Annotated in this window: 19 protein-coding genes and 1 tRNA gene; 8 read left to right on the top strand and 12 right to left on the bottom strand. The window is 52.2% G+C overall.

The genetic code is table 11. The features are described from left to right. Positions 1 to 6 precede the first annotated feature (6 nt). The 7 genes from F384_RS01325 to F384_RS01295 form a co-directional block, all read right to left on the bottom strand. Positions 7 to 711, bottom strand: coding sequence for a sugar isomerase domain-containing protein (locus tag F384_RS01325; protein WP_046475988.1), 705 nt, complete (start codon positions 709 to 711; stop codon positions 7 to 9). Positions 712 to 721: 10 nt separating this feature from the next. Further along, positions 722 to 1,213 (bottom strand): PTS system mannose/fructose/N-acetylgalactosamine-transporter subunit IIB, encoded by a 492-nt coding sequence (locus F384_RS01320; RefSeq protein WP_046475985.1) that lies wholly within the window; start codon positions 1,211 to 1,213, stop codon positions 722 to 724. Positions 1,214 to 1,240: 27 nt separating this feature from the next. After that, positions 1,241 to 2,020: a PTS system mannose/fructose/sorbose family transporter subunit IID gene (locus tag F384_RS01315; RefSeq protein WP_046475982.1), complete on the bottom strand. Its 780-nt coding sequence runs from the start codon at positions 2,018 to 2,020 to the stop codon at positions 1,241 to 1,243. After that, on the bottom strand, positions 2,013 to 2,795 hold the full coding sequence (locus F384_RS01310; protein ID WP_046475978.1) for a PTS mannose/fructose/sorbose/N-acetylgalactosamine transporter subunit IIC: 783 nt from the start codon (positions 2,793 to 2,795) through the stop codon (positions 2,013 to 2,015). Before F384_RS01310 ends, F384_RS01315 begins: the two co-directional genes overlap by 8 nt. A gap of 3 nt (positions 2,796 to 2,798) precedes the next feature. Then, positions 2,799 to 3,236, bottom strand: a complete 438-nt coding sequence (locus F384_RS01305) for a PTS sugar transporter subunit IIA (protein WP_046475976.1) — start codon at positions 3,234 to 3,236, stop codon at positions 2,799 to 2,801. Beyond that, complete coding sequence (locus F384_RS01300) at positions 3,233 to 3,988, bottom strand: GntR family transcriptional regulator (RefSeq protein ID WP_226991623.1); 756 nt, start codon at positions 3,986 to 3,988, stop codon at positions 3,233 to 3,235. The genes F384_RS01305 and F384_RS01300 overlap by 4 nt, the downstream gene beginning before the upstream one ends. A 345-nt stretch (positions 3,989 to 4,333) precedes the next feature. Then, positions 4,334 to 5,383, bottom strand: a complete 1,050-nt coding sequence (locus tag F384_RS01295; RefSeq protein WP_046475971.1) for an alpha/beta hydrolase — start codon at positions 5,381 to 5,383, stop codon at positions 4,334 to 4,336. A gap of 220 nt (positions 5,384 to 5,603) precedes the next feature. On the opposite strand from F384_RS01295, the gene F384_RS01290 reads away from it, so the two are divergent. From F384_RS01290 to F384_RS01260, 7 genes are all read left to right on the top strand, one after another. Next, positions 5,604 to 6,284: a heavy metal response regulator transcription factor gene (locus F384_RS01290; RefSeq protein ID WP_046475968.1), complete on the top strand. Its 681-nt coding sequence runs from the start codon at positions 5,604 to 5,606 to the stop codon at positions 6,282 to 6,284. 15 nt (positions 6,285 to 6,299) lie between these two features. Then, positions 6,300 to 7,757 carry a heavy metal sensor histidine kinase gene (locus tag F384_RS01285; protein WP_046475965.1) on the top strand — a complete coding sequence of 486 codons (1,458 nt, stop codon included), beginning with the start codon at positions 6,300 to 6,302 and terminating at the stop codon, positions 7,755 to 7,757. Positions 7,758 to 7,821: 64 nt separating this feature from the next. After that, positions 7,822 to 8,301, top strand: a complete 480-nt coding sequence (locus tag F384_RS01280) for a cupin domain-containing protein (protein ID WP_046475962.1) — start codon at positions 7,822 to 7,824, stop codon at positions 8,299 to 8,301. Continuing rightward, positions 8,279 to 9,040: a carboxymuconolactone decarboxylase family protein gene (locus tag F384_RS01275; protein ID WP_046475959.1), complete on the top strand. Its 762-nt coding sequence runs from the start codon at positions 8,279 to 8,281 to the stop codon at positions 9,038 to 9,040. The genes F384_RS01280 and F384_RS01275 overlap by 23 nt, the downstream gene beginning before the upstream one ends. Positions 9,041 to 9,178: 138 nt before the next feature. Next, on the top strand, positions 9,179 to 10,243 hold the full coding sequence (locus F384_RS01270; protein WP_046475956.1) for an alpha/beta hydrolase: 1,065 nt from the start codon (positions 9,179 to 9,181) through the stop codon (positions 10,241 to 10,243). Positions 10,244 to 10,498: 255 nt separating this feature from the next. Next, positions 10,499 to 11,455 carry a sensor domain-containing diguanylate cyclase gene (locus F384_RS01265; RefSeq protein WP_046475953.1) on the top strand — a complete coding sequence of 319 codons (957 nt, stop codon included), beginning with the start codon at positions 10,499 to 10,501 and terminating at the stop codon, positions 11,453 to 11,455. Positions 11,456 to 11,613: 158 nt separating this feature from the next. Then, positions 11,614 to 12,198: a dihydrofolate reductase family protein gene (locus F384_RS01260; protein ID WP_046475949.1), complete on the top strand. Its 585-nt coding sequence runs from the start codon at positions 11,614 to 11,616 to the stop codon at positions 12,196 to 12,198. A 262-nt stretch (positions 12,199 to 12,460) separates the two neighbouring features. Here F384_RS01260 and F384_RS01255 read toward each other — a convergent pair. The 3 genes from F384_RS01255 to proB form a co-directional block, all read right to left on the bottom strand. After that, a tRNA-Thr gene (locus tag F384_RS01255) sits at positions 12,461 to 12,536 on the bottom strand. Between the two features lie 114 nt (positions 12,537 to 12,650). Next, positions 12,651 to 13,904, bottom strand: coding sequence for a glutamate-5-semialdehyde dehydrogenase (proA, locus tag F384_RS01250; protein ID WP_046475946.1), 1,254 nt, complete (start codon positions 13,902 to 13,904; stop codon positions 12,651 to 12,653). Positions 13,905 to 13,915: 11 nt separating this feature from the next. Next, on the bottom strand, positions 13,916 to 15,019 hold the full coding sequence (gene proB / locus F384_RS01245; RefSeq protein WP_046475943.1) for a glutamate 5-kinase: 1,104 nt from the start codon (positions 15,017 to 15,019) through the stop codon (positions 13,916 to 13,918). Between the two features lie 288 nt (positions 15,020 to 15,307). On the opposite strand from proB, the gene phoE reads away from it, so the two are divergent. Further along, positions 15,308 to 16,360, top strand: coding sequence for a phosphoporin PhoE (gene phoE, locus F384_RS01240; RefSeq protein ID WP_046475941.1), 1,053 nt, complete (start codon positions 15,308 to 15,310; stop codon positions 16,358 to 16,360). Between the two features lie 100 nt (positions 16,361 to 16,460). Here the strand turns inward: phoE and crl are convergent, their stop codons facing one another. Both crl and frsA read right to left on the bottom strand, forming a co-directional pair. Continuing rightward, the gene (gene crl, locus F384_RS01235) at positions 16,461 to 16,862 is read right to left on the bottom strand and encodes a sigma factor-binding protein Crl (protein ID WP_046475938.1); all 402 of its coding nucleotides are present in this window, start codon (positions 16,860 to 16,862) and stop codon (positions 16,461 to 16,463) included. A 57-nt stretch (positions 16,863 to 16,919) separates the two neighbouring features. Next, positions 16,920 to 18,164: an esterase FrsA gene (frsA, locus tag F384_RS01230; RefSeq protein WP_046475936.1), complete on the bottom strand. Its 1,245-nt coding sequence runs from the start codon at positions 18,162 to 18,164 to the stop codon at positions 16,920 to 16,922. Between the last annotated feature and the right edge of the window lie 69 nt (positions 18,165 to 18,233).

Below are 18,233 nucleotides of genomic sequence, written 5' to 3'. Positions count from 1 at the left end.
TTCCTCCTAGAGCGTAAACACGCGCTCTTTGTACTGGCGCATCAGTGAATCGTTGTATTCTTTGCCGCCCGGCAGATTGATGCTGCGCATCACCGGCGGCGCAATGTCCTGCTCCAGCAGTATTTCGATGCAGCGGATCACCACGTTATTAATGATGAAGGCCGCAGAGAGCGACGACACCGGACCGGTCATAATATTGCCGTTATTCATGCTCAGCGTGCAGTCACCCGCCGGGCAGGCGTTATCGAGCACAACGTCGGCAAAGTCACGAATGCTTTCGCGGGCTGACGTCAATTCACCGTTGTTGCTGGTGATAACCATCAGCTTCAGTCCCTGCTCTTTCACCTTGCGCGCCAGTTCAACGTGCAGCGGCTTAGTGCCGGAGTTGGAGATAATCACAAAGCAGTCTGACTCACGCAGATCCAGTAGCCCGGAGAAAATATCGCCAATCCCCTTAAGCGAATCGAACCAGCCGGTTGGGCCATAGAACTGGTCGATAGCTTTGGTGTTGACCAGACCGCCAGCGCGACCGGCAAGTTCGACTGCGGCGGCAAACGAGTGGCCGGAGCCAAAACCGTGAATAATGCCATTGGCTTTGACGCACCCGGCGAATAACGCCGCGGCCTCCTCAATAGCGGCGCTCTGGGTCTGAAATACCTGGTCCAGAGTCGCTAACACGTGCTGATAATACTGCTGCTGATGTGGCGACATTCCTTATCCCTTATCCCTTATCGGCTTTTAAAAACTCGGTGATACTGGTATTCGACTCTTCCGGCGTCATCTGCGCCGTAACCGCCACACCCTTTGCCAACAGGGTATTGATGGCGGCAATCTCAACATCATTGACGCTGACCGAGCGCTTAATCTGTCGGCGATCGTCTTTGTTCGACATATTGCCGATGTTGAGTTGGGTGACCGCGATGCCACAGTTCACCAGTTTCAGCGCCAGCTCCGGTGTTTTCAGCAGTACCAGCACTCGCTGACCGTCATAGTTACCAGCGAGGATATTTGCGCTGGCTTTCTCAAAGGAAAGAATGGAGGTGTTACAGCCTTCCGGCGCGGCGCTACGCAGCAGCATTTTCTCAACGTCGTTCGCGGCCACGGCATCGTCAATCACCATGATGCGATTGGCGTTAAAATGGCTGACCCAACGGGTAGCCACCTGGCCGTGAATCAGTCGGTCATCGACGCGGATGTGAACAATGCCTTTCATAATAACTTCCTTAAATCAATGTGTTACTTAACCGAGAATCTTCAGGTTGTAGCCAACGATGCCTAACGCGATCAGCACAAAAATGACCCGCGTTGAGTTCATCTTTTTTAGCCCCAGCAGCCAGTAGGTGAATGCCACGACCAGCAGGGGGATAAGCCCTGGCATAATCTGGTTGGCAATGTCCTGTAGCTTGAGCGACACCTCGCCATAGCTGAATTCGAAATTGAGATTTGCCTTCACTACCGCGGGAATCAATGCCCCGATGACCGTCAGCCCAAGAATATTGGCGGCGCGGGTAATTTTGTTGAGGCTGTTGGTCAGCGACCCCAGCAGGTTTACCCCTTCCTGATATCCTTTGCTGATGCTAAAACGCATAAACAGCATGCGGACCAGGGAAAACAGCAGCCAGAGGATAAGCCCTACCGGATTGCCTTGCAGCGCGAGGTAAGAGGCCACAGAGCCAATGATCGTGGTCGGAATGACAAAGAACAGCGTGTCGCCGATGCCCGCCAGCGGCCCCATCAGGCCAGTTTTAATCCCGGCAACCGCATCTTTACCCGCAAGCCCGGTCTGTTCTTCCAGCGCGATATTCACCCCGAGGATCCCCGGTGCCATGGTGTTGTTGGTATTAAAGAACTGACTATGTACCCTGGCGGCCTCTTTCTGCTCTTCAGGCTTTGTATACTTCTTCTCAAGGAACGGGTAGATGCTATACAGATAGCCCAGACCCTGCATTTTTTCGTAGTTCCAGCCAGACTGACCGAACAAGAACCAGCGCCAGAACACGCGTTTTAAGACTTTATTCATCACCCATTGCTCCATTTGCAGGGGATTCGGTAGGTTGCGCAGCCTGCTTTTCTGAATTGAAGACATAGAGCGCAATCGCCAGACCCAGTAGCGCGGCACCCAATACCGGCACTTTCAGATAGGCCGCCAAAAAGAAGCCCAGAATCAGGAAAGAGATGTTCTTTTTAATCGGTAAATAACGCAGCAGGATGGCGATCCCCAGTGCAGGCAGTACTCCGCCAGCCACTTTCAAACCGTTCATAATAGATTCCGGGATCCAGGTCACCACGTCATTAACGAAGGTGGCCCCGAGGATCAGCGCCAGCAGCACCGGCAGCATACGAGACAGCGAAATCGGCACCTGGCCCAGCAGGTTCATTCTTGCCGCCGCCTTCACCTGCCCTGCCTCAATCAGCGCATCTGCCTTATGGTGAATAAAGGTGTTGGTGAAGCGAGCGAGAATATCCAACTGCACCATTAAGAGACCAATTGGCACCGCGATGGTGGCGCCAAACGCCGCACCCTGGCCGCTCATGATGGCGAAAGTGGTACCCAGTACCGCGCCGGTCATGTAGTCCGGGATGGATGCGCCGCCGAAGTTACCGACGCCCAGTACCAGCAGATTCAGGGTGCCGCCGACGATAAGACCTGTGGTCATATCGCCCATAATGAGCCCGGCAAAAAAACCGGCCATGCTTGGTTTGACTAACCCAAGCGTGGTGTTATTGCCATCGTAAATCGCCAGCCCTGAATAGAGCGTCAGTAACGCTATCTGCCAGACTGCAATATGCTCCATTTTTTACTCGTCTCCATCGTCTGTTGGCGCAGTAAGCGCCGCTTGCTGTAAATGGTAAATACCATCACGCGCCGTGGTTATTATTTCATTCAGCGAGGCTGAATCATGTTGTTCATCGATGGTCATTGCTATTTCAAGAATTAAATTCAAATTCATTCCGGACAATAGCGTAACGTTATCCCAGAGATTGTTGCGGACAATAATTTCCATCGCCGAGTTATACGGTGAGCCACTTTTTAAATCAGAGAGAATAATAATGTTTGAGTCTATTGCGTTGAGCGAGGCTATTTTATCGAAAAGTTCCTGTTTAAATATCGTTATCCCTTTATCACCCTCTAACTCAACAACATGGAGGTTAGGCTGCACTCCGAGAATCAATTCAGTGGCTTGTCTGGCACCGCTGGCGAATCTCCCATGAGAGATTAATAATAGTTGATTCATCCTGCTCCCTTATCTGGCGTTCTTATTTCAATATAAAATGACTCGAGTCGTTTCCAGGTTTCAATATATTCAATGACCAGACCTTGCTCATCAAAGGTAAAGCGCTTCATCAAGATAACGGGCTGATGAGCGTCAAGCTTAAGAGCCTCCAGTACCTCTGGCGCGGCCACACTCGGGGCGCAGATCGTCTGTCGATAGGGCATTGTATACATATCAAGACCATTGTTAACCTTAAAGGCCTCATAGATAGAACTGAGTGCCGAATTCTTCACTGTCAGCTTACTGGAAAAATAGCGGGCCGGAATATGGGAAATTTGCAACGCGTAAGGTATGTTACTGTCAAATTTCAACCGGGCAATACGGTAATATCTTTCTTCCTGGCCCAATCCGAGTTTTTCTTTAATACTCGGATCGTCCTCCAGAACACAGTCGATGACTTTAACCGACTGTATCCCTTTTAAATCATTATCTGATTCTGAGAAAATAATTGTCTCATTGCGCTTGGCTTTTGAAACAAAAGTTCCTTTGCCCTGATAGCGAATTAAATAACCTTCATTGACCATTTCGTGGATAGCACGAATTACAGTAGCAGAACTGACAGAATAGCGCTCTTTTAATTCTGATTCGCTATAGAATTTCTCACCAGGTTTAAAAACGCCATTCCTGATTTCATCTAACAATGCCGACTTTATCACCTGATATTTCGCTGACTGTACTGTTGCTTTCATCGTTTGGCCAGTTTCTGTTGTCATTAATTTTATTTCGTAGGCTTACGATACCTGCACCTGATTACGCGATCAACTGCCCAAAGCAACTTAACCGGTTAACCTGTTAAGTTGTGTTCAGGATTGTGATGGACTTCGCAATTCAGCGCTGTGATTCAACAGCACAACGCCCTGATGGCATTCATCCTTCAGACAAAGAAATAATTATCACAAGTCCCCGTAGTTTTATGAATTTCATTCATAGCGGCTATTTAATGTGCGTAATTATCTTTCCTCCCGACTTCGTTAATCTTGGGTCACATGCGGATAAACACTGATGATGTCCTGACAGGCCAGCCTGAGCGGCTGGCCGAAGGTGTCGTCTGCCAGGCGTTAAATATTCTTATCGAAGAAGACGTCTAACTTTTGCATCGCCTGGTCAACGTACTCAGGCACCCAATACGTCTCGATATGGGTCGCGCCATCGATAAGGAAGAGTTCTTTGTCCTTCGTCCCGGTAGCTTTCGCGAACGCCTCTTCCGTCATGGAGAGCGTATCCGCTTTTGAACCGGCAATCATCAGCAGGGGTTTGTTGATGAGATTGATATGGTCCGTTACGTCAAAGCTCATCAAATCCAGAAGACTGCTGGTGGTGTATTTAAACGTGGAGTTCGGGTGCGCATGGGTTTTCCAGTAGTACTCGTACCCCTGGCGATACAAAGCAAAAGGTAATTTAGCGATCTGTTCATCCGTCAGGTTGGCATCACCGGAGTAAAGCACGTCGCCTCCGGAAGCTTCCTGAGCGCGTGCGTCAGACGCCTGCTGAAGACGCTGCTGGATAGAATCTAACTGTGAATCCTGAAAACCGTTGCGACGCACAAGGCCTGAATTGAACATGCTGATGGTTGCTATCGACTTGAACCGTTTGTCTGTTTCAGCCGCAACCAGTGAATACCCGCCGCCACCGCAGATGCCCAGCAGACCAAGGCGGGTGGTATCCACACCCGGATACTGGCTTATGTAGTCAGCCATGCCGTGGATATCCTCTATACGATTAGCCGGTTTATCGACGCTGCGCGGCATCCCACCGCTGGCGCCCTGATAAGCCGCATCGGCGGTAATCGTGATGTAGCCCTGTTCGGCAAGACGCTGGGCATACAACCCGGCGACCTGTTCTTTGACGCCGCCATTAGGATGTGCAACCACCACGGCAGGGTATTTTTGGGCGGGATCGTAGTTTGCAGGCGTATAGACATTCGCGGCAATCTGGATGCCATGCAGATCGTATTTCACGGGGTGAATGTTGACCTTGCCGTTGATGTTCTCCGTGATGGCACCGTCATAGGCCAGCGTGAAAGGGTTTTGTTTGTAATCAGCGGCATTGACTGAGGTTACTCCGGCCATTGCCGTGAGCAGTATTGCACTTAACAGATTGAATTTCATGGTCTCTCCCGATGAGTTTCAGGTTTGCGGATTTAAATGTGCAGACTCAGGTTAGAGAGAGAGGACTGTCAGCATCGTGACGGGGAAATAACATTTTTGTCAGTTTACGCCGTTTGCGTAACTGACAGAATTGTCAGGAAAATGTCAGCTAACCGTTGGTGACGAATACCTATCATTGCCCACGACAGCATACGAATCGAAAACAGAAGAGGGAAACAGGATGAGGCTGCTTTTAGTCGAAGATGAAGAAAAAACGTCAGCCTATCTCAACCGTGCGTTGAGTGAGTCCGGATTTACGGTCGATGTCTCTGCAGATGGCGCTGAAGGCCTTCATTACGCGCTGGAGTTCGACTACGACGCGATAGTCCTTGATGTGATGTTACCGGGGATGGATGGCTACCGGGTACTCGAGGGTGTGCGAGCAGCCAAACAGACGCCGGTACTTATGCTTTCGGCACGCGGATCGGTCGACGAACGCGTCAAAGGGCTTCGTCTTGGCGCGGATGATTATCTGCCTAAACCCTTTTCGCTTATTGAGCTGGTGGCGCGTATTCAGGCACTGGTGCGACGCCGCACTACGGATGGCACGGACATCACCCAGTTGCAAATTCACGATCTGCATCTCGACCTGCTGGCTCGCCGGGTATTTCGTGGCGGAACACGGCTGGAACTGACCGCGAAAGAGTTTTCGCTGTTGAGCCTTCTGGCCCGGCATCAGGGAGAGATTTTGTCAAAGATGATGATTGCGGAGCAGATATGGGACATGAATTTTGACAGCGATGCCAACGTGGTTGAAGTGGCCATTAAACGCCTGCGAGCCAAAGTGGATGCGCCGTTCGACGTCAAACTGTTACATACCGTTCGTGGCATGGGGTATGTCCTCGAAGTCCGGTCCGAATAAATGAAGGGGATAAGCATGCCTAAGCGTTCCATCTCCGTTCACCTGGCGCTGATGTTTGCCTTATCCGCGCTACTGATTGTATCCGTTATCGGTATCCTGCTCAGAAGCTCGTTGCATGACTCTTTGCAAAAGCAGATGCACAACGAACTGCTGTTCCGTGAATCATTAATGAGTCCGTGGATCACCGCCCGAACCTCGGCTGACGACTGGTCAACGCTTGCCAATAAATTCACCGTGTTAACCAATTCTGAAGGTGAGCGCGTTCGCTACTGGATAGTGAGCGATAACCCGCGCTTTAGCATGGGGGGAACGCCACCGATAGGGGTTCAGTGGTCTTCTTTACAGGAAGGCTTTAATAAAGTGCCCGGCGCATCGGAAGGCGCATGCTCGCTGTTCCTGTTAGTGAAAACTATCCCCGCCAACGGTGAAAGACCGGCGCTGCGCTACGTGGTTGCCATCGACTCCACACCTTACATGGGAACACTCGATACGTTCACCCGAACACTGCTGATCATTGCCGCACTGGGCGTCGTGATTGTCGCCTTGCTGGGATACGTTGTTTCAAGGATAGGCCTTCGTCCCGTTGGGGCACTCAGCAAACAGGCTCGGCAACTCGCTCCCGGGGACCATGGTCAGCGCCTGAATACCCGTGCTTTGCCCGAAGAACTGCAGCAACTGGCGTCATCATTTAATGGCGTGTTAGAGCGTCAGGAAATCGCCTGGCGACAACTGGAAAGTTTTAACGCCGATGTTGCGCATGAGCTCCGTACCCCGCTGACCAACCTGATTGGCCAGACGCAGTTAGGGCTATCACGCCGACGTTCGCAGGATGAACTGGAAGAATTATTGGGTTCCAATCTGGAAGAACTTGAACGCATGACATCTATCGTTAACGACATGCTGTTCCTGTCTCACGCACACGCGGGTGAACATGCGTCCCAGCTGACAAAGGTGTCCCTGCGAGAAGAAACCCTGAAAACAGCGGAATATGTTGAGCCTTCTTTTGCTGAAAAACAGCTTTCTCTGGAGGTGGAAGGCGACGTCACCGCCCACATCGACCGGCGACTGTTCCACCGTTCACTGGCTAATTTACTGGAAAACAGCGCAAGGCATTCCCCCTCCAATAGCACGGTTACGGTACGGTTAAGCGAAAAAGGTCATCAGGCCTGTGTTGAAGTGTCAAACCCGGGCGATCCGATAGCGCCAGAGCACTTACACCGGCTTTTCGAGCGGTTCTATCGCGTCGACACCTCCCGGGCCAGAAGTGATACCCATCATGGGCTGGGCCTGTCGATCGTCCGTGCCGTCGCCATTATGCACCGGGGGGATGTCTTTGCCCGGAGCGAGAACGGTATCAATACCTTTGGGCTGACGTTTGCGATGCAAGCGGATAACGCGGCGAGCCATGCTCACTCCGGTACTGAGTCGGGACAAGGGTTAACTGACAGAATTGTCAGGGGGGCGTCAGCCTGACGTCATTACCCCCTCGATAAAATCACCGCAGGCAATCCCCTCTTCAATGATAAGGACGCTTTGCATGATCGGACATTTACGTTATCTCGGGCTGTTACTGCCCCTCTTCATATTTTCATCCTGGGCAGCGGAGCAACATCCCGCGGTCCATATCGCCTCCGCTGGAAGTCAGAACGCGGTGTACGGTCCAGCGGAAAACTTTACCGGTCGCGTCCGGGTTGATCCTCTCTTCACACCGGATAACGACATCCCTGTTTCCGGGGCTTATGTCACCTTTGAACCTGGTGCCCGTTCCGCCTGGCATACGCATCCGGCAGGTCAGCGACTGGTTGTGACCTCGGGGGTTGGGCTCACCCAACAAGAAGGCCAGCCGGTGCAGGTCATCCGCGCGGGCGACGTTGTCTCTTGCCCGGCGGGCGTCAAACACTGGCACGGGGCGGCCCCCGGCAGCGCGATGACGCATCTGGCGATAACCGGGATTGTGGATGGCAAAAGCGTTAACTGGAAGGAGTTAGTGACAGATGAACAATACCACGCCCATTAAAGCATCAGCGGCAGCGGTTCTGCTGACCTTTAGTTTTGGTCTCGCGGCACATGCTGCGCCCGTCAACAAAGGAGTCTCAGAAATGAACCACCAACAAACGGTTTCAGATACGCTGTCAGCCCGCCAACAGGCCATCCCGCTGATTGCCGCAACGATGGCCAGCAGTCAGATGGATAAACTGAATGCAGCCCTGAATCAGGGTCTTGACGCCGGGCTCACGATAAACGAAGCCAAAGAAATTCTCGTCCAGCTTTATGCCTACACGGGCTTCCCCCGTAGCCTGAATGCGCTTAGTGAACTGATGAAGGTCGTCGAAGCACGTCAACAACGTGGTATCAAAGACGTTGAGGGTAAAGAGCCGGTTGCCCCGATTCCTGTCGGGGATGAGCTTCGCCGCGTCGGTACCGCAAATCAGACGAAAATCTCAGGCGCTGTCGTCCAGGGCCCGCTGTTTGATTTTGCCCCGGTCATTAACCAGTTCCTGCAAACGCATCTGTTCGGCGACATTTTCGCTCGCGATAACCTCGACTGGCAAAGCCGTGAGCTGGCAACGGTTGGCGCGTTAGCCGCCACGCCGGGCGTTGAATCACAACTGCTGTCGCATACGCGAGCAAGTATGCGGGTCGGCCTGACGGCAACACAGTTGCGCCAACTGGCGCAGGTTCTGCGTGAGCATGGCGAAAATGATGCAGCCACGCGAGCTGAAAAGGCGCTGCAACAGGCGATCGAAAGTAAATAGAGTAAGTTGATTCGAGACGATCCGCAGCTAATCGTGTGCATTTATGAGTCTGCCAAATAAGCGCAATCAAGGGGGCTAAATAATTCACGCTGACAGCTCAGATATGATTGAACGGCAAACATAACAGAGGATGTAATCTTGAAGACAATCTTAAAAACGCTGGCCATCTGCGTGATGACGGGTGGCCTGATAGCTCAGTCGGTATACGCCGAGCCGCTGGTCGTTCAGGAACAGGGAAGCTTTTCTGCTGGTGGCACCATCATCACTGCCCCGGGAACATTTGACGCGAAAAAGCCGCTGGATTCAGCTGGCCAAACTTACCATGGCGATCATGCCTCTGTGTTCTACCAAATCCCGGAAAATCCGCATAAATACCCTATCGTGATGCTGCACGGCGCAGGTCAGTTCTCCCGTACCTGGGAAAGCACTCCGGATGGTCGCGAAGGGTTCCAGAATATCTTCCTGCGTCGCGGGTTCTCGACTTACCTTGTCGATCAGCCGCGTCGGGGCAGCGCCGGGCGCACGACGGTAGAAGGGTCTGTTACGCCAAAACCGGATGAGCAGATGTGGTTCAATCAGTTCCGCGTTGGCGTGTGGCCGGCGTATTTTGAAGGCGTTCAGTTCTCTCACGACAAAGAAGCGCTGAATCAGTATTTCCGTCAGATGACCCCGAATACCGGGCCGTTTGATATCAATGTTATCTCTGATGCGATGTCTGCCGTCGTGGATAAATCCGGCCCGGCTATCCTCTTCACCCACTCTCAGGGTGGCGGACCAGGCTGGTACACGGCGATGAAAAACGACAAGGTCAAAGCCATTGTCGCCTTCGAGCCTGGCAGCAGCTTTGTCTTTCCGGAAAAAGAACTCCCTGCCCCGATGCCAAGCGCGTTCGACACGCTGAAGGGAGAGCCTGTGCCAATGGAGCAATTTATGGCACTGACCAAAATCCCGATTCTGATTATTTACGGCGATAACATCCCGGATAAACCTGTCGCCATGCCCGCGCAGGACAGCTGGCGCGTACGTCTGGCGATGGCTCGTGAGTGGCGTGACGTGGTGAACAAGCATGGCGGGGATGTGACGGTGACGCATCTGCCAGAAGTGGGAATCAAAGGGAATACCCATTTCCCGTTCTCTGATTTAAATAATGTGCAGATTGCTGATTTGGTGAGTCAGTTCCTGAAGGAAAAGGAGCTGCAATAGGAAGAGCGAGTATTGAGCCTTCGTTATTGAAGGCTCAATAGAAACATCAGTTTTATCAAAAAATAAATGGGAACGTGACGGTCTGCTTTGAACTGTGAGTTCAACGAGTCGATGCAACGCTATCCTTAATCAAATATGGAATGTTCTACCAGGCTGGCGATTTTGTTTGAGCTATATTCATATGACAGGAAAGACTCACTCCGTCTGTACGCCTGAATACGACTGGCGTAAACATGTTAGTGTCTTCGAGGTTATATGAAATTTCCAGGCATCCCGGAAAATGAGGAAGAACGATTAAAATCGCTTTATCTGGCAGACCTTCTTGATACAGGCTCTGAAGAGCGTTTCGACCGTTTAACTCGTCTGACAAAGAAACTTTTTCAGGTGCCAGTTGCACTGATTAGCCTGATTGATCGCGAACGCCAGTGGTTGCTTGCATGCGAAGGGTTGGGGACTCGTGAAACGTCTCGTAATGTCTCCTTTTGTGGCCACGCCATTTTGCAGGAAGGTCCATTTATTGTTAACGATGCGGTTAGCGATGATCGTTTTCATGATAATCCCCTGGTGATTGGTGAACCTTATATCAGATTCTATGCGGGTTATCCCGTGCATCTTCCTGATGGCGCGGTTGCAGGCACACTTTGTCTGATAAATTCCTCTCCCCGGTCCTTCAACGACGATGATATTGCAACACTCAGAGACCTGGCATTTATAGTTGAGGATGAATTTAAGGTTACGGGCATAGCCATGACTGACAGTCTTACAGGCATACCCAATCGTCGTGGTTTTTACAATGCAGGGGAGAAGCGATTTCTGGCCCTTACCCAGACGAATGTCCCTTTCAGTCTTATCTTTTTGGATCTCGATAAATTCAAACCTGTTAACGATCTCTGGGGGCATGCTGAAGGAGATGAGGTGCTAAAAGTATTCTCCGCTCTGTTATGCCAGCATCTTAGCGCCGGAGATATCGCAGGACGAATTGGAGGGGATGAATTCGCCGTTCTCGTCACTCACAAAGCCCGGACGGGTTCCTTTTTAAAAAGGGTGCGTAAAAGTGTGGATGAGTACAACGACCACTCGGGGAAACCCTATTCGATTAATTATTCTTATGGAATGTTGCATAATGATCCGCTTCGTTACCCCTCTCTGGTGGAGATGCTGAAAGAAAGCGACGAGGTGATGTACTCAGCAAAACGCCGTAAACATGTCTAAGCACCCGCAAATCTGTAGCGGTCAACTAAACTGACCACCGATTTAGCGTTTTTCCAGTATCGGTTTTCCGATTTGTTTGAGGATGCCCACCGTTATATTCATGCTGCCTTAGCGAGTTGTAATACCCGACGATATAGTCAGTAATCAAAGAGAAAACCATGAGAAAAATAGTTTCTTTTGTCCATGTGTCGCTGGATGGTTTTGTCGCTTCTACCGCTGAGGGCCCAGCGAGTCTGGCCTGGATAAGCATAAGCCCCGATTTGTTTGAATACGTGGAGCAGCGGATTCAACAGACCGACACCGCCTTATATGGGCGCATCACCTACCAGATGATGGAGTCGTACTGGCCAACTGCTGCCGATAAGCCTGACGCCAGCCCGCATGACCATGCGCATTCGCGTTGGTATAAATCTGCCCACAAAGTGGTGTTGTCGAAAACCCTGTTGGAAAAAAATCCCCCTAATACACAAATTATCAGTCGCAATTTAAGCGACGAAATCAGCAAGCTCAAGCGTAACGATGGCAGCGAAATTTTAATGTTTGGCAGCCCTTCAACTACTCACTCGCTAATGGCGGAAAACCTTATTGATGAGTATTGGCTATTCGTCAATCCGATTCTGCTGGGGCAAGGTATTCCCTTGTTCAAAAACATAAAAGACAGAACCTCACTCATGCTGGTGAACAGTAAAGTTTTCCCGTCGGGCGTAGTCTGCCTGCGATACGAGGTGACACGAAATCAATAATGCAAGGTTCTGATCATTCTGTAAGAGGAATAAAACCTCCGAACGGCTGTATTTCTGCGAATGTGTAGCCAATCGATGTTTTGCGGTATGTGCTCCACCCTAATTGACAATAGATCTAAGGGTCAGCAACGTCCGCTCCTGGCACTCAACGAACATATAAACTTTGGTGGCTGGGGACTACAGGCATACATTGCTGATGTTTACATGACTGGTTGGTATTCAGAGGAGAGTGGAATTTTAAGGGCTAACTGCTTGATTTAACTGGTGCCGATAAGAGGAGTCGAACCTCCGACCTTCGCATTACGAATGCGCTGCTCTACCAACTGAGCTATATCGGCCCTGAATAGGACGTGCCCACGAGTGTGAACACGGGGTAGAAGGTTAAAACTAACCGAGTGATGCGTCAATAGCCTTGCGAATCAAGTGGCTGATTTTGCATCACCCGGCGTTAATTAGGCACGAATCGTGTCGTCGCCAAAGCCGATCCACTTGTAGGTGGTCAGTGCTTCCAGCCCCATCGGGCCACGCGCATGCAGTTTTTGCGTGCTGACGGCGACTTCCGCCCCGAGACCAAACTGTCCGCCATCGGTAAAACGGGTGGAAGCGTTGACGTACACCGCAGACGAATCCACTTCATTCACAAAACGGTTCGCATTGTGCATGGTGCGCGTCAGGATGGCGTCGGAATGCTGGGTGCCGTGCGCGCGAATATGTGCGATAGCATCATCCAGGTCAGCAACAATTTTGACGTTCAAATCCAGTGACAGAAACTCGTCGTCAAATTCTTCCGCTTTAACCGCCACCACGTTCGCGGGGCCTGCGCTCAACGGGGCAAACGAGCGCTCATCCGCATGCAGCGTCACGCCGCTCTCAGCCATCTGCTGACTCAGCGCGGGCAAGAAACGCGCGGCGATGTCCTGATGCACCAACAGCGTCTCTACCGTATTACAGGTACTTGGACGTTGCGTTTTCGCATTGACGATAATCTTCAGCGCCGGAGCAATCTCTGCGCTATCGTCGACAACGATATGGCAAACGCCAATCCCACCGGTGATCACCGGGATCGTTGACTGCTCGCGGCACAACTTATGCAGGCCAGCGCCGCCACGCGGGATCAGCATGTCGATATACTTATCCATGCGCAGCATCTCATTCACCAGCGCACGGTCGGGGCTTTCAATTGCCTGAATCGCCGCTTCCGGTAAACCACAGGAGGTTAACGCCTGCTGGATCACACGTACGGTGGCCGCGTTGGTGCGATACGTCTCTTTCCCGCCGCGCAGAATCGCCGCATTGCCCGTTTTCAGGCACAGGGAGGCCACATCGACGGTAACGTTCGGTCGCGCTTCATAAATGACGCCAATCACGCCCAGCGGCACGCGGCGACGTTCCAGACGCAATCCGCTGTCCAGCACTCCCCCGTCAATCACCTGACCGACCGGATCCGCCAGATTGCAGACCTGACGGACATCATCAGCAATCGCTTTCAGGCGCGCAGGCGTCAACGCCAGACGATCGAGCATCGCCTCGCTCAGACCGTTCGCGCGGGCTTCGGCCACATCCTGCGCATTTGCGTTCAGGATAGTTTCCGTTTGTGCTTCAAGCTCATCAGCTATTTTTTCCAGTACGCGATTTTTTTCGCGGCTGGAGAGCAGCGCCAGTTTGTACGACGCCGCTTTGGCAGCAATGCCCATTTTTTCCAGCATTTATCTGCTCCTTAACGGGTAATCATGTCATCGCGATGAACGGCGACCGGGCCGTATTCATAGCCCAGAATCGCGTCAATCTGCTGGGAGTGGTGTCCGGCAATTCGGCGTAGCGCGTCGCTGTTATAGCGGCTCACACCATGGGCGATGTCGCGCCCTTCGAGGTTACAGATGCGGATCACTTCACCACGAGAGAAGTTGCCTGTCACGCTTTTAATGCCTTTTGGCAGCAGGGAACTGCCGCGTTCCAGAATAGCCGCCGTCGCCCCTTCATCCACGGTGATTTCACCGGCAGGCGGCGCGCCGAAGATCCAGCGTTTGCGGTTTTCCAGCGGGGAAGCCTGCGCGTGGAAGCGGGTCCCGACAGAGATACCTTCCATCACGTCACCAATTACGCCCGGCTTGCTGCCAGCGGCAATAATGGTGTCGATACCGGCGCGGCAGGCAACGTCGGCGGCCTGCAGCTTGGTGCCCATGCCACCCGTTCCCAGCCCCGATACGCTGTCGCCGGCGATGGCGCGCAGGGCGTCATCAATCCCGTAGACATCCTTAATCAGCTCGGCTTGCGGATCGGTACGCGGATCGGCGGTGAACAGCCCCTGTTGGTCGGTCAGCAGCAGCAGTTTGTCCGCCCCGGCGAGGATCGCCGCCAGCGCGGAGAGATTGTCGTTATCCCCTACTTTAATTTCCGCCGTGGCAACCGCATCGTTTTCGTTGATAATCGGAACGATATTGTTATCCAGCAGCGCACGCAGGGTGTCGCGCGCATTCAGAAAGCGCTCCCGGTCTTCCATATCCGCCCGCGTCAGCAGCATCTGCCCGACGTGAATGCCGTAAATCGAAAACAGCTGTTCCCACAGTTGAATCAGTCGACTCTGCCCAACCGCCGCCAGCAGTTGCTTGGTGGCAATGGTCGCAGGCAGTTCCGGGTATCCCAGGTGTTCACGCCCGGCGGCAATAGCACCCGACGTGACGATAACAATACGATGTCCTGCGGCATGCAACTGCGCGCACTGACGAACAAGTTCTACAATGTGGGCTCGGTTCAGGCGGCGCGATCCGCCCGTTAGCACACTGGTGCCGAGTTTTACCACCAGCGTCTGGCTGTCACTCATGATTCTCTGCCGTTAAAAATAGGGAAAATGATAGTAAACGAACGTTTTAGCAGGACTGGCCCCGGTTGCCAACAAGCAGCGCACAAAGCATGGAATTTTGTTGTGCTGGATCAGCAAGCGTAGCGGCAGTTTTTGACGTTTGTATTACCGAAACAGAAAAACATTCTTTTTTAAAATTATTCTTACTTTGTCATAAAACCTTCACCCCAGAGCGATAAAAACCCTCCTGTCTTTCAACGGGGATCACACCCAGTAAATATTAGCGCGTACTTTAAATCAGGACTGAAAATGAAAAAGAGCACTCTGGCATTAGTGGTGATGGGTATTGTGGCATCGGCATCCGTGCAGGCAGCGGAAGTGTTTAACAAAGACGGTAATAAACTGGATGTGTATGGCAAAGTCAAAGCGATGCACTATTTCAGTGATAATGATGAAAAAGACGGCGACCAGACTTATGTCCGCTTTGGTTTTAAAGGCGAAACGCAGATTAACGATCAACTGACCGGCTATGGTCGCTGGGAAGCGGAATTTGCGGGCAACAAAACCGAAAGCGAAACCGGTCAGAAAACGCGTCTGGCGTTTGCCGGGGTCAAACTGAAAGATATCGGTTCTTTCGATTATGGTCGTAACCTGGGCGCGCTGTATGACGTTGCCGCCTGGACTGATATGTTCCCTGAGTTTGGTGGTGACGGCCTGGCACAGACCGATAACTTCATGACCAAACGCGCCAGCGGCCTGGCGACATACCGTAACACCGACTTCTTCGGCATGATCGACGGTCTGAACATGACCCTGCAATATCAGGGTAAAAACGAAAACCGTGACGTGAAGAAACAGAACGGTGACGGGTTCGGGACATCACTGAGCTACGACTTCGGCGGCAGCGATTTCGCCATCATTGGTGCCTACGCCAACTCTGATCGTACCAATGAGCAAAATCTGCAAGCGCGCGGCCATGGCCAGAATGCTGAAGGTTGGGGAACCGGCCTGAAATACGATGCCAACAATATCTATCTGGCAACCATCTATTCTGAAACTCGCAACATGGCGCCGATCTCTGGTGGTTTTGCCAACAAAGCGCAAAACTTCGAAGCCGTTGCTCAATATCAGTTTGATTTCGGCCTGCGTCCGTCCATCGGTTACGTTCAGTCGAAAGGCAAAGATATTGAAGGTATCGGTGATGAAGATATCGTGAAATATGTCGATGTCGGCGCGACCTATTATTTCAACAAAAACATGTCGGCGTTTGTTGATTATAAAATCAACCAGATTGATGACGACAACAAACTGGGCGTCAACAGCGATGACATCGTGGCGCTGGGTATGACGTATCAGTTCTGATCCCGTGAAGATGCCGGATGCTGACGCTCTGGCGTCTTATCCGGTCTGAGGACGGAGAAAACAGAGAGGCCGGATGATTCATCCGGCCTCTTTTTTGGGATTACGCCGTTAACTTCACCGGCTCATCACGGAAATCGTCAGCCGGTTCCAGTGACAAATGCAGCGTGTTCAACAGTCCACGCAACTTCTCATGAAACTCACGCAGGGTATATTCCAGCCGATCAACCACTTCTTTATCTTTGACAGGAACCGTCGTCCAGTTGCCCGCTTTGTCGAACAGACCAAATTTATAGCTATAGGTGAAACGCTTTTCCTGCGCTTCCAGTTCCATCCACCAGCCCCAGAATTCGCGCAGTTCAGGCGCGGGTTTCACGTTGACGCAAACGGCCAGACAATCGAAAAAGAATCGATTATCTTCGCACTTTCCTTCCCGTATATAGGGACCCAGCGCGGTGAATTTCTTGATCAATCTACTTTTCGGGTGTCCACTCAGTAACGTCATTGCGATCTCCTGTTGTGAAGCAACTGTTTTACCAAAACAGTAGAATTTAGCAAATTATTAACACAATCTCTTTTCAATCCAGCGGGTGATTTCCTGTAACGCGTTGTCAAAATTGCGATACACCGGATTGAATGGAATCTCCAGCAGCTTACCGTCAGAAGATGAAGAGGTGATTAAGCGCGACTCCTCTTCCGGACTGAACGGATCGTTCTTCCAGAAGCCCGAGAGCATTGGTGTTGGGCAACGCCGGCCGAGCAGCCCCTGCACCTTCAGCGAGTAGCGATTAAGCTCCACGCGCAGCGCTTCATCGGACGCATCGTGCATTCCCAGTCGGCTCGCCAGAACGTCAAGATACATTTCCGGTACCGCCCCCTGACGCAGCGGATCGCTCAGCAGCGCATGGACAACTGGACCAAGACAGGCCACCGCCTTCAGACGCGGTGATTCAAGATAGGCCAGGCGCACCGCCACGTTGGCACCAAAACGGAATCCGAATGCCGCCACTCGGGTATGATCCACCCACGGCACATTCGGCAGCGCCTTCAGCACATGCTGGTGCAGCAGGCTGGAGTCCTGAGAGAGCTTCCACTTTGAAGAGAAACCGACGGAAGGCATGTCCAGCGTGAGCATGGCGATGCCACGCGGCGCGAAATAGCGCTCGTACAGGGAGTAGTAGTCGGTCTGCATTGAATCCAGACCACCGCACATGAGCACCGTCGGGAACGGGCCGTCGCCTTTTGGCATATGCAAGAAACCGGTGACGGGGGAACCGCCGGGCACGGAGAACTCCATCTCACGCAGCGTACCAGGCAGTCGCTGCGCGGCTTCCTCGTAGGCGCGGTTAGATAATGCCTGTGCTTGTTCCGCCAGATCGTCCCCTTTCAGGTGAGGATAGGCGGCGATGTTGTACAACGTCGAGGCGTGCAGCCAGTGACGACCGCTGCGCTCAGGATCCGTTTCCTGGCAGGCTTTCTGCTGCCAGTCCATCGCCTGTTTTGCCCATTCATAGATCCAGTTGCCGCCACGGTAACCAATTACCGTATCATAAAGCTCGGCATCGGTGCGCTCGGCGTCGCTCATCACGATGCGCGCCTGGACATCAAGGATTTCTCGCGGATCCACCCCGCGCCAGATCCACATCAGGCGGTTAATCATGCGATACCAGTGAGGAATGTTCTTGCCATCCAGCGCCGATTGCACAGGCGGCTGCGTCCCGGAATTAAAACGGCGGACAAGGGTCGACGTTTCGGGATGTTTAAAACGGGGTTTGAACAGGATTTCGCTAAGATTAGCCTGTGACATGCGTACCGCCTCCTGAAGTACTGACTGAGGCACATTGTAACCCGACACCGGCTAAATAGAACAACGCCC

Source organism: Citrobacter amalonaticus Y19, assembly GCF_000981805.1.
Classification (GTDB): Bacteria; Pseudomonadota; Gammaproteobacteria; order Enterobacterales; family Enterobacteriaceae; genus Citrobacter_A; species Citrobacter_A amalonaticus_C.
This window is presented reverse-complemented; position numbering and strand designations above follow the sequence as displayed.

Coding starts and splice junctions, on each gene's coding strand:
- frsA (WP_046475936.1), bottom strand. CDS start 18,164: ATGTCACAGGCTAATCTTAGCGAAATCCTGTTCAAACCCCGTTTTAAA.
- F384_RS01260 (WP_046475949.1), top strand. CDS start 11,614: ATGAGAAAAATAGTTTCTTTTGTCCATGTGTCGCTGGATGGTTTTGTC.
- F384_RS01320 (WP_046475985.1), bottom strand. CDS start 1,213: ATGAAAGGCATTGTTCACATCCGCGTCGATGACCGACTGATTCACGGC.
- F384_RS01295 (WP_046475971.1), bottom strand. CDS start 5,383: ATGAAATTCAATCTGTTAAGTGCAATACTGCTCACGGCAATGGCCGGA.
- F384_RS01285 (WP_046475965.1), top strand. CDS start 6,300: ATGCCTAAGCGTTCCATCTCCGTTCACCTGGCGCTGATGTTTGCCTTA.
- phoE (WP_046475941.1), top strand. CDS start 15,308: ATGAAAAAGAGCACTCTGGCATTAGTGGTGATGGGTATTGTGGCATCG.
- F384_RS01280 (WP_046475962.1), top strand. CDS start 7,822: ATGATCGGACATTTACGTTATCTCGGGCTGTTACTGCCCCTCTTCATA.
- proA (WP_046475946.1), bottom strand. CDS start 13,904: ATGCTGGAAAAAATGGGCATTGCTGCCAAAGCGGCGTCGTACAAACTG.
- F384_RS01315 (WP_046475982.1), bottom strand. CDS start 2,020: ATGAATAAAGTCTTAAAACGCGTGTTCTGGCGCTGGTTCTTGTTCGGT.
- F384_RS01275 (WP_046475959.1), top strand. CDS start 8,279: ATGAACAATACCACGCCCATTAAAGCATCAGCGGCAGCGGTTCTGCTG.
- F384_RS01310 (WP_046475978.1), bottom strand. CDS start 2,795: ATGGAGCATATTGCAGTCTGGCAGATAGCGTTACTGACGCTCTATTCA.
- crl (WP_046475938.1), bottom strand. CDS start 16,862: ATGACGTTACTGAGTGGACACCCGAAAAGTAGATTGATCAAGAAATTC.
- F384_RS01305 (WP_046475976.1), bottom strand. CDS start 3,236: ATGAATCAACTATTATTAATCTCTCATGGGAGATTCGCCAGCGGTGCC.
- F384_RS01325 (WP_046475988.1), bottom strand. CDS start 711: ATGTCGCCACATCAGCAGCAGTATTATCAGCACGTGTTAGCGACTCTG.
- F384_RS01265 (WP_046475953.1), top strand. CDS start 10,499: ATGAAATTTCCAGGCATCCCGGAAAATGAGGAAGAACGATTAAAATCG.
- F384_RS01290 (WP_046475968.1), top strand. CDS start 5,604: ATGAGGCTGCTTTTAGTCGAAGATGAAGAAAAAACGTCAGCCTATCTC.
- proB (WP_046475943.1), bottom strand. CDS start 15,019: ATGAGTGACAGCCAGACGCTGGTGGTAAAACTCGGCACCAGTGTGCTA.
- F384_RS01300 (WP_226991623.1), bottom strand. CDS start 3,988: ATGACAACAGAAACTGGCCAAACGATGAAAGCAACAGTACAGTCAGCG.